Origin of the sequence: uncultured Capnocytophaga sp. (assembly GCF_938029845.1) — a bacterium.
Lineage (GTDB): Bacteria > Bacteroidota > Bacteroidia > Flavobacteriales > Flavobacteriaceae > Capnocytophaga.
In genome coordinates this window covers 1-9,933 of sequence record NZ_CALHGG010000051.1, presented here as the reverse complement: position 1 = coordinate 9,933, position 9,933 = coordinate 1, and the positions used below count along the sequence as shown (strand labels likewise).

The window sequence follows — 9,933 nt, the reverse complement described above, 5'->3', positions numbered from 1 at the left end:
ATTTATAGGAGGTTGTTTTTTGTAATGCTTTGCTAAAATATCCAAACCTATTAGCTGTGATTTGGCTATCTTTTGGGTAGCAAAACACAGGGCAAAGTTATCGGCAAAGGTTTGGAAATCAAAGTCTTTTTCGTCAGCTATTTGCTTGATGAGCTTCATCACAAAATTCACTACCGAGGTCTTGTCGCTACTGAGCAGGGCAAAAAGGGTTTGCTGAGAAGGAAGGAGTTCCTCCGCTGTGGGTTTGCAACTCTCAATGATATCGCAATAAGTATTGGCTGTATAGGTCTTCATAGGACTGAGTAAGGATTCCAAGAAGTTAGGTACTAGTTGGGTACCTTTAAAAAATCCTTTTGCTCCAAAATCAACTATTTTTTCATATTCTGTAACATAAATATGTCTTTTTTCAAGGAAATAGGAAGGTAGTTTCTCTCCTATTTCTTTAGCAATACGGGGTCTTTTAAGTATAAAACTCTCTATTTCTTTGTGTTTGCTCATTAGAAACAAAGCATCACATAGCTTTTCTATTAAAAAATCTTCCTCAAATGGGATAAAATCATTTTCATATAGCGACCATAGTACAGGAAATCCTAAATTCTTACAACTCTTCACATCTAACTGAGCAAGTTGTTCTAAGTGTAGTGGATTTTTTCGCTCTTTGAGTACTGAAATCAGCTTAGAGTTGTCACGGCTGTATAATAAGTTTTGTAGTTCTTTGTCTAATGCTTCAAATTTCATAGAATGAAAAAATTAGAAAATAATGATGATTAAAGGACAAAGATAGTTATAATCGGCAAAACGAAATGTACCAAAAATCAAAATGAAAAGTACATTTTTTGTGCGAAAATACATGGCGCAAAGATACTAAAAAAACACGGATATACTCCGTGTTTTTTTGCCTATATAGGATAGTTAGCAGTCAATACTTCTAACCTCTTCTTACCACTATTACTACTTCCCAAGTGCATAGTTATCTCCTTCTGATGCCAACCGTACTGCTGTACATACTTATTGAGTTCCTCATTAGGGTAGGAACTAAGTAGGAACTTACCTTTGACTGTGGTTAAGGTGTAGAGTAGTTGATTGAAATGTTCTTGCTCATATCCTCCATAATGTCCTTGCTTGGCTCCTACATAGGGTGGGTCTATGTAGTGAAAAGTATTAGGAGTGTCTCGTAAGGATATCACTTCACAAGCATCGGTATTGTCTATCTGTACGTTCTGCAAACGAGCGGAATAGATGTCGGTAAAGTTGGCTATCTTGTTGTTGAGGATTGACACATTCTTGCTGTTGGTGGTGATACGACAGTTGCCTACTTGGTTAGAGTAACCACAGTTAGTGGCGTACCAAAATGCCCAAGCTCGTTGTATTTCTGTAAAAGCAAATGGAGCATGGTATATTACCAATGCGGATTTGTAGGCTTCTCGGCTCACAATTGACTGCTTTACGAGGGTTTGAAGCTCAGTAAAGCGAGTTTGCAGGACCTTGTAAAACGTATAAACATTGGCATTGAAGTCATTGATGATTTCTGTTTTAGCTTTCTCCTTTGCCCAAAAGACAGCTCCACCACCAAAAAAGGCTTCGGTATATACTTCATGTTTGGGTATAAGTGGTAATATATAGGGCAACATGGTTTGCTTTCCTCCATAGTATGAAATGGGGGTGCGTTGCCAAATCTTATTAGTTGATTTCATGCTTTGATTTTTTGTAGATCATTATATCTTCGTAAGTACTTAGGAAATTCACGCTTGTATTGATTATTATTCGTTCTGTACCTTTGAAAGGACTGGGGAAGTCATACTCATTACAAAGGAAGTCAAATAGGTCTAATAACTGCCCTTTATTAGAGCTGAAATATACATACATGGGCATTGTATTCAAACTCTTGACAATTTGCAGATAGTCCTTGAGTTTCCAATAATTTCCCCCTGTATAGGACGAGACATCGGTGGAGAGATAGGGCGGGTCAAGGATAAATACGACATCCTCTGTATTAGCGAACTCATAGATAAGTTCCTTATAATCGGTACTCCTACGCTCAACACCGTGTAAATAGCTCTCACTGTTATAAGGGGTTTTGATGATACAATTGTAAAAATTTTCCTTTTCCAAGCCTCGTAAGGAGGTAGCATATTTTCCACTGAAAAGCAAACTTGCAGATAAAGAGATAAAATCTACTTTATCAATAGGATATTGCTGGATAACCTCCAATATAGCAGGCTTTAGGTCATCTATTCGTTCCCCTTTGGCTTTTCCCTCTACTATAGGGCGTAATTGAGCTAATATCTCATTGGTGATAGGAATACACTCTAATCGGCGGGCAAAGTTGTCATAATCGTTCCATATAACACGAGCTAAGGGTTTTTCCTGCTTGATAGTATGGGATAGTAGTCCAGAGCCTCCGAATAAATCTACATAGGTAGCCTTGTCGGGGAAAGCCTTTAAAGCCTCTTTGAAGTGCTTGACAAACTTCCTCTTTTGTCCTTGAAAAGGAAGGGGTGATTGAGAATAATTTTTCATGGTTTATTTGGTTGTTTTAGTTATTCTTTGTACTTTTGTGCCTCTCACATCTCATATGAACAAACTCGAAAACCCACAGAAGACTTATTGTCCTCCGTAGGGCTTTCGAGTTCGTATTTAAGAGATGTGAGAGTTTTTTAAAGCGGAGGACATTTTTTTACTGCTTGTCCTCCTATTTTAGCAGTGTTTAAAAGTGCTTTAAAAGCGATTTAATCTTCACCGAAACAGTTTTAATCTCCAAGCAACATACACTAATACTCCAACAACTAATATCCAAAAGATATACCTTATTGGCGTGCCCTGTACTTGCTTTTCTACTTGTTTGCTTTGGTTTGTTTCCTGCTTTTTCACCTCGCTTTTTTGACTTATCTGATTATTTATAACAAGAGTACTATCAGCCTGCTGTAGGCTCTTAGAAAGGTTGTCTATGGTTTTAAGGGTAACCTTTCCTCCCTGTACTCTTATGGTTTCACTATCGCCGTCTCGTATGCGATAATATACCAACTCCTTGGCATTGCCCATGCTATCCCTATCACTCTCAAGGGTGAGTTCGTAAGATTGTGAGTGCTGAAGATCAAAAGTAACGACCTTTTGGGACTTCTCTACGTGTGAGGAGCTGTCTTTGGTTTCCTTTCTTTCGCTCTGCCGCTCTTCTCTGTGCTCGGTTCGGTTTGATTTCTTGCTCTTGCAACCAAAAAGCACCATAAGAGCTAATAGTAAATACAATTTCTTTCTCATACATTGCTTTGACTTTTTTTGATTGATTTTTCAAGCCACATAAGACCCTCTTCCAACTTGGTAATCACCAAGGAAAGCTCTCGACTTCGTGGTAATTGTTCTACTTTAGTGAGGAGACTTTCATACTCTTTTTTTAGTTCATTTACTTCTATCATAATTAACAATTTACGATTAGATATTTTGGTACTCCTCCTTAGCGTTAAAGCATGGGCAAGCCTTTTTTACTCCTAAAAAATCTCGGTGTCCTTGTATCACTGCATCGGGGTACAACTTTCTCAACTCTCTTAAAAGCTCCAAAATAGCCTCCTTCTGTTCCTTTGTTCGGGTATCTTTAGGCTGTAAGGTGTTTTTGTCAATGCCCCCAATGTAGCATATCCCTATGCTATCGGAGTTGTGCCCTTCCACGTGGGCAGGGACTTTATTGACATCTCTGCCCTCTTCTACGGTCCCGTCAAGGCGGACGATATAGTTGTAACCTATTTCGGTAAAACCTCTTTGTTTATGCCATAGGTCTATATCCTTAGCAGTATGTACTCGCCCTTCAGGGGTAGCGGAACAATGTACCACGAGGTACTTAATAGTTCGTTTGCTTTTTTTCATGGTATTTTGATTTTAAATATTAATAAATATCACTGAAATACCCGTCTTGCGCTCTGGAGACAGAGCAAAGGGTAAGTGTTTTTTGATAAATTCTTCCATAAGACTTTAAAAATATGAACTTAATTTCTTATTCTTAATTCTATTTCCTTCCCAAAAAGACTATTAAATGGTATTTCTTCCAAATTATCTTCAAAAACCCACCCCAATTCATTATTTCCAGCCAAAGCAATTTGAATATTAGCATTATATACTTTAACACCATTAATGATATATCCATTTTTTATCTTTCTTCCTCCTATATATACATCGCCTCTCCAGTATGCATCAAGGGGTGCAAAATAAGGAATATCATTTGTATTACAATGTATTGAAAACGAATGTTGTTTTTGTGATAATCTAAAATTATGTTTGAGATAAGTTTGGCAAATAAGATCTGAACCTTCCTTACGAAGGTCGCTTTTTTTAGTCTTATAAACTGTACCCGCTACTACTTTATTATTCATTACAGTATCTATAGCAATTGTAGTGTCATAAGGTAGTGTTATAGGAATTTTCTTTGTAAGTTCAATACCTTTTTGATTAACAAAAATATTTTTTACTATTACTTTAAAGAAAGGAACATAATTTTCTTTTATTCCACCTCCCCAATCAAAAAATTGTATCACATTCATCTTATTAGTAATTTGTCATTAGTCACTTGTCATTTGTTCCCCCTTCGGGGGCTAGGGGGATCATACATTCCTAATATCAATGTACATCTTATTTCCACCAGCCGTACTCACCACAGCGGTACTTCCATCACCCCCATTGAAGGTGTTATCTCCTGTATATACCACTTGTTTTCCTGTTGTGTTGAAGGTAACCGCTCCACCTGCAAAACATTTACGAAACACCACATTTCTATTTTCTGCCATTGTTGAAACATTAACAATAGCATTTGCCATTACATTAATAGTCCTACCATACCATGCAGCACCCATCATCCAATTGGAGGAAATAGAACCACTTGTCCCTATATAATCTGCCAGATGTATCGTTTGACCATCTGTTGCAAAAACCCTTTCTCCTGATGGATTTACATTTGTTTTGATACCATTGAGTTTTATCAAACCATCATTAATATCTATAGTAACAGTTGCATTTCCATTCCAATTAACCAAGTCATCAAAAATTTTTCTAAAATCAATTATACCTGAAGAAGAAGCAATTTGCATTCTACCCTTACACTTAATGTCAGCACCATCTCCTCCAGCCCATGCATTGATTCTAAGTCTTTTCTTTAAGGTAAGCCCTAAATCTGACAATACCGCTTCTGCTCCACTTTCTCCTACTTGTACTTGACCATCTGTTCTTATAACAGATGTTCCAAAATACACACCGTTAGTATGGCTGTTGAGGTCATTAATCCTTAGCCAATTATCAGATGTTTGTGTCCTTATGACTTCTTTATTATTCCTCTTATTCCAAGAGGTAGGAATAAAATCCATACTAGGCTTTCCGTCTATGTCATCCCAATGGTGCCTATGAGTACGATAGGCGTATTCTGTGTGAGTGTGCCCCAATCGGGAGTAGCGATCATCGTGGTTATGGTCTGTGGGTGCTTTGCCATTGAGGGCATCCTGCAAGCCCGCTATATTGGATATACCCAAGGTGTCCAAGGTGCGTTTGTTCTGCTTGATATAAGCGACGATCTCCCGCAGTTCGTCCAGTTCCGTATCAGGAGACTGCAAGATCCGCATGATGTTATCTATTAGGTCCTTCAGGTTCTGAGCTGTCCCAGTATAGCCTCCCTTGGGTAGTAGCTGCGATATATCCACATTCCGCAATCCCTCTAATTTGGCACGTAGTTCATTGGTGAAATCATTGGATGATAACATCTTCCCTGGTACTTTATCGACTTTTTTATCTAACAACTCACTATGGGCATGGGAATCTCTTAAGTGGTTCTGTAGCTGCTCCGCAGAAGCGGTACCCTCTAAAGCCGTAGTTAACCCGTCTATATCTTCCATAGGGACTTTCTCACTTTTATGGCGGAAACTGTCAAATATCGCCCAAAAGTGCTCTTGGTTAGGCTTCATAAAGTTGGAAAACCAACGCTTTAAGGTTGATAATGGTGTAATCATTGTATTTTAGAATGAAAGGTTAAAGGATTTTAATTGAATCCAACAAAACGAATAAATTTAACTATTCGTGAAGGCTGAATATTATCAATAGGTTGCTCACCTCCTTTGAGGAGAGCTTTAATATTGTTACCTGATTCTTTTCCCCAACTAGGAATAGACCCACTATTAATCCATCCACCCACATTATTTCCATTATAATTGATAAGGTCAAGACCAAGGACTTCAAAACCACTTCCATTTTTATTTTTTAAGTCAAGTTCCATTTCGGGTAAGTTGTTTTTCTCAATGCGTACCGTTTTACTCCCTACTTTCGTTCCTATTGCTCCGAAATCACTATCATCTCTCTTATGTCCCACAGGTACTGCCCCCTGCATTTCAGTATGCTCCACCCAACCTTCTGGGATTTCTGAAGCCGGTCTGTCCCATATAGCGACTAATCCTATAGGTACTGTCTTTTCTACTCGCTCTTCTAGCTTTTCCAATCGCTTGAGTAAGGAATTCTCATCTGTAAAGGATTGGGCTTCTATTTGTTGGTTATTTAAAAACCTTTTAAAGTTCGCCCATAGAAGTCCACTTGTGCTGTTGCCAAAAGTAGCATAGCGGGTATATTCTACGGCTTTCTCTACGCCATCCTTGAATATTCGTTTACGTGTGGTCTCTACAATAATGACCTTTTCGGATATGGGTGCACCTTTGAAGGGAAGCACCTCGCCATTGATATATACCACTCCATCGGTAATGCTACGACCTACCCGATCACAGCCCCAAAGAATACTTAGGTTCCCCGCTATATTGCCCAGTGCATTGAGCAATTGGTAGCTCTGCTGCATAAATTTGAGGGTATAGGCACCCAAGGGAAACCCTCCTGTGTTGTCAAAGTTGATTTTATTCATAAATTATTATATATCTCTTAGATGCTATCTTGTAAGCCTCAATAAGGGCTTTAATCTCTACATTTCTTGTTCGTAATGTCTTCGGTATACGTACGGAGAAATTCACCCCACTCACTTGCATTTCTCCCGAAGTATATAGGTATTTTTCCTCTAAATATACAGGTTGATTTTCCGCCTCCGTATAGATATACAGTGCGTTAAAGTGAGTCATATCCTCTATGCGGATACGCCTTAATGTTTGGTCAAAACTATCATTGAGAATCTTCCTTAGATAGCATTTCTGTCCGTTATGCGTGAGGGTTACCAGGTCGCTATTCCGCTTTTGGTTAAAGCTATATTGGAGTTGTTCCAAAGGTGCAATAAGTATCTGTAACCAAGCTACAAGGCGTGCTTTTCTTAAAAAAGTAGGCAGTAGCAAGATAACGAGCCTCCGTAAATTGAGTTCAAAGATTCTCATAGGTAGGTAATAGTGCTTTTGGTGTCGTTATTTGTATCAAAATTCACCGCAAAATAACCACTTTCGGGTATGCGACTTATATTTATCTCTTGGAAATTACCCCATATACTCCTTTCTATCCATTTGGTTTGGGCGAGGTCTATACTCACATCCTTGACCCCCTCCACGCCTTGAATAACATCGGTAAGGGCTTGTAGGGAGAGCTCGCCGTTGAAGGGTAAACGCTTGAGGTAATCCTTAATGGCTTCTTTTACCGTTTGCTTGCCCGAATTAACATTCATTCCATTCTCGTTCAGAATAAGTGGGTTACGAACAATGCGGATAGAGAGTTTGAGCCAATCGGGTTGGTTATTCAATATTGTAACATAGACCCCTGCATACTTGATTTCATTGATATAGCGACTAAATGCCTCTTGTTGGTGAGCTGTCACGGGGGTGAGCGTACCTGCATTATCTGTAGCTATCTTTATCACGATACGGCTCTCAGTTGGGGCATCAGTGACAGCACAATACTTGACTACCTTGCTCGCTTCTATCTGTTCCTCTGTTCTTCCATGATTGTTGAACTTGTCGCTATCTGGCAGCAGGTCAAAGCCGTATTGAAAGGCTAAGGCCCTGCTATAATACCATTTGGCTGTACCTGGTTTAAGCTCGGCAATTCTCCTATCAATATCTGCCCTGTGTAGGTCAAAAATCTTTTCCAAACTCCATATTGCTACTGAAATGATATAGACCCACAAGCGCCATATAGCTACTTTGGAGGTGCTATTGAGTTCATTAAGGGCGGGCTCTTGCGCCTTAGCCTGTAGAATAAGGGTTTGTATTTCTTGTATGCTTCGTGCCATGGTTCAGTTGTTAGTTGTTAGTAGTTTAGCCCCTTACTACAAAATCAAGGTTAATTGCCCAAATGCTAATACCTTCAAGGCGTTCAAAGATTTGCTTGTCCGACTTGGTAAAGGCTGTGGCGGGTTGTATACCCTTAGCCGTGTAATAGTTAAGGATATCCTTGTTGGAGATTTCTCCTATAAGTAGGGAAGCTCCCGCTACCATATCGTCGGTAATGTTCTTTTCATTCAGTACAGCCAACTCAAAGATACTCTCAATGGTACCTGTATGTTGCAGGGCGAGGTCTAATAGACTTTGATTATGTAGGACTGTTATTGTCATCTTCTAATTCAAAAGTTTTATAAAACTTCTTATTGATTATCTTGAGCAGTACTTTAGCAAAGCGAAAGCCTAAACAATCTAAGTTCTCCAAGAGACTCACCACGAGTTGCCATATAATCCCTATAAGTACTATCCAGTAAAGCCAGTGGAAGGGGTCAAACTCAAAACCTCCAAGACTTGGAAACTCCACATTAGCCGAGAAGGTATGTAGTATATAAATAGGCACTAAGTAGGTGGCTATCTTCAACAACATACGTCCGAATTTGCGACTCTCGTGCTTTTCACCTCGTTTGCGGGAGGCTTGCACTCCTGTAACCCATTCAAACACTAACAATACCACATAAGCGGTAAGGAATAAATGATTGAAACCAAATAGAAAATGCACAGTGGCAAACAGAAAGGAGAGTATTACGTCCATTTTGATAAAAAGAGCTGAAAAGGTGTGACCAAAGGAAGAGTGTAGGAAGTCTTTGCTATCCCTAAATCCAAATCCTTGTAAAATGTAATTGAGTGATATCATCTTTCTTAGTTTATTTTTTTAGCTTATGGTTCCCATTCCTACACTGGTAGTGGAACCTGTCTGAGCGGCTGCTGTTCCTGCCGTGCTTACAGATATACCTGCTTTCACCGTTACCTCGCCACTCTTAACAAAATCGTTAATAAGAGAGGCTAAGCGTTCGGCATACTCTTCCATTGAGGCATCGGTTTTGGTAAGCATATACTGTTGTAGTCGGATAATGCCTTGTTTGAGTTGTTCTTTGTTTAGTGCCATAGATTAATTATATTGTCCATCAATTAGTAACTTGCCGCCCTCTTTTAGGGCTACATCGTTAATCTGCATACCATCATACTCCAATTGTTTCTTTATTTCGATGAGTACTTCGGTATAGAGGTCATCTGCGAGCATTTGGGCGATGCCTACCCCTACTTCTGGATGTTCTTTCCATTCTCCCTTTTCAGTAGTGAGTATAGCCTTTTGTTGTTGGTTATCAGAGTACCCCACCTCAAAATCACCTGCCAATAAGCGTAGGTCATTGTTGTCATCTATGAGTATATCTTTCATTAGCTTGTCTGCAACTGGTTTATACTATTAATTGCTCTGAGGAGTTCCTCTTTCACCATTGCTCCAAAGTTCTCTACTCCTTCACGTACGGACGATACATATACCTTAGTATCGGTGCCTACATTGCCTATTTGTATATTGATATGTGTTTGTCGGGTACCTCCTGATACAATGTTGTCTTTGGTTTTAGCTCCTTCTCCTGTGGTAGCTGTAGCGTCTCCCGTAATAGGGCTTATCCCTGGCATGGAACTACTTTCAGTTTTCATACCCAGCTTGCCCATTAGTCCGTCTTTTACCTCCTTAAAGCTCTTAAACTCTAAAGAGTCCCACGCTTTGCCAAGAGCTTCTTTAGCTTTAGCCTCTGCCTCACCT

The 9,933-nt window shown here is 39.3% G+C and carries 15 protein-coding genes and 1 pseudogene; all 16 read right to left on the bottom strand.

Features of this window, described 5'->3' with window-relative positions:
* Positions 1 to 738 (bottom strand): DUF6493 family protein (locus tag Q0625_RS03780; protein ID WP_298823580.1); only part of this gene is annotated, 738 nt, incomplete at its 3' end.
* Between the two features lie 161 nt (positions 739 to 899).
* The gene (locus Q0625_RS03775) at positions 900 to 1,694 is read right to left on the bottom strand and encodes a DNA adenine methylase (protein ID WP_298823578.1); all 795 of its coding nucleotides are present in this window, start codon (positions 1,692 to 1,694) and stop codon (positions 900 to 902) included.
* A complete protein-coding gene (locus Q0625_RS03770) occupies positions 1,681 to 2,520 on the bottom strand; it encodes a DNA adenine methylase (RefSeq protein WP_298823576.1) in 840 nt (279 codons plus the stop codon). Before Q0625_RS03770 ends, Q0625_RS03775 begins: the two co-directional genes overlap by 14 nt.
* 216 nt (positions 2,521 to 2,736) lie before the next feature.
* Positions 2,737 to 3,258, bottom strand: coding sequence for a hypothetical protein (locus Q0625_RS03765; protein ID WP_298823574.1), 522 nt, complete (start codon positions 3,256 to 3,258; stop codon positions 2,737 to 2,739).
* Complete coding sequence (locus Q0625_RS03760; RefSeq protein WP_298823572.1) at positions 3,255 to 3,413, bottom strand: hypothetical protein; 159 nt, start codon at positions 3,411 to 3,413, stop codon at positions 3,255 to 3,257. The genes Q0625_RS03765 and Q0625_RS03760 overlap by 4 nt, the downstream gene beginning before the upstream one ends.
* Before the next feature lie 16 nt (positions 3,414 to 3,429).
* Positions 3,430 to 3,858, bottom strand: coding sequence for an N-acetylmuramoyl-L-alanine amidase (locus Q0625_RS03755; protein ID WP_298823571.1), 429 nt, complete (start codon positions 3,856 to 3,858; stop codon positions 3,430 to 3,432).
* Between the two features lie 119 nt (positions 3,859 to 3,977).
* Positions 3,978 to 4,529: a hypothetical protein gene (locus Q0625_RS03750; protein ID WP_298823569.1), complete on the bottom strand. Its 552-nt coding sequence runs from the start codon at positions 4,527 to 4,529 to the stop codon at positions 3,978 to 3,980.
* 60 nt (positions 4,530 to 4,589) lie between these two features.
* Complete coding sequence (locus Q0625_RS03745) at positions 4,590 to 5,981, bottom strand: hypothetical protein (protein WP_298823567.1); 1,392 nt, start codon at positions 5,979 to 5,981, stop codon at positions 4,590 to 4,592.
* Positions 5,982 to 6,010: 29 nt separating this feature from the next.
* On the bottom strand, positions 6,011 to 6,874 hold the full coding sequence (locus Q0625_RS03740; protein WP_298823564.1) for a hypothetical protein: 864 nt from the start codon (positions 6,872 to 6,874) through the stop codon (positions 6,011 to 6,013).
* The gene (locus Q0625_RS03735; RefSeq protein ID WP_298823563.1) at positions 6,867 to 7,331 is read right to left on the bottom strand and encodes a hypothetical protein; all 465 of its coding nucleotides are present in this window, start codon (positions 7,329 to 7,331) and stop codon (positions 6,867 to 6,869) included. Before Q0625_RS03735 ends, Q0625_RS03740 begins: the two co-directional genes overlap by 8 nt.
* Positions 7,328 to 8,176, bottom strand: a complete 849-nt coding sequence (locus Q0625_RS03730) for a nucleotidyltransferase (protein ID WP_298823561.1) — start codon at positions 8,174 to 8,176, stop codon at positions 7,328 to 7,330. Before Q0625_RS03730 ends, Q0625_RS03735 begins: the two co-directional genes overlap by 4 nt.
* A gap of 25 nt (positions 8,177 to 8,201) precedes the next feature.
* The gene (locus Q0625_RS03725; protein ID WP_298823559.1) at positions 8,202 to 8,498 is read right to left on the bottom strand and encodes a hypothetical protein; all 297 of its coding nucleotides are present in this window, start codon (positions 8,496 to 8,498) and stop codon (positions 8,202 to 8,204) included.
* Complete coding sequence (locus Q0625_RS03720; protein ID WP_298823557.1) at positions 8,476 to 9,018, bottom strand: phage holin family protein; 543 nt, start codon at positions 9,016 to 9,018, stop codon at positions 8,476 to 8,478. Before Q0625_RS03720 ends, Q0625_RS03725 begins: the two co-directional genes overlap by 23 nt.
* 18 nt (positions 9,019 to 9,036) lie before the next feature.
* Positions 9,037 to 9,270 carry a hypothetical protein gene (locus Q0625_RS03715; RefSeq protein WP_298823555.1) on the bottom strand — a complete coding sequence of 78 codons (234 nt, stop codon included), beginning with the start codon at positions 9,268 to 9,270 and terminating at the stop codon, positions 9,037 to 9,039.
* A gap of 3 nt (positions 9,271 to 9,273) precedes the next feature.
* Entirely contained in the window at positions 9,274 to 9,561 is a 288-nt protein-coding gene (locus Q0625_RS03710; RefSeq protein WP_298823554.1) for an oxidase, read from the bottom strand.
* Positions 9,561 to 9,933: pseudogene (locus Q0625_RS03705) on the bottom strand (phage tail tape measure protein); the annotation flags it as partial. The gene Q0625_RS03710 and the pseudogene Q0625_RS03705, both read right to left, overlap by 1 nt.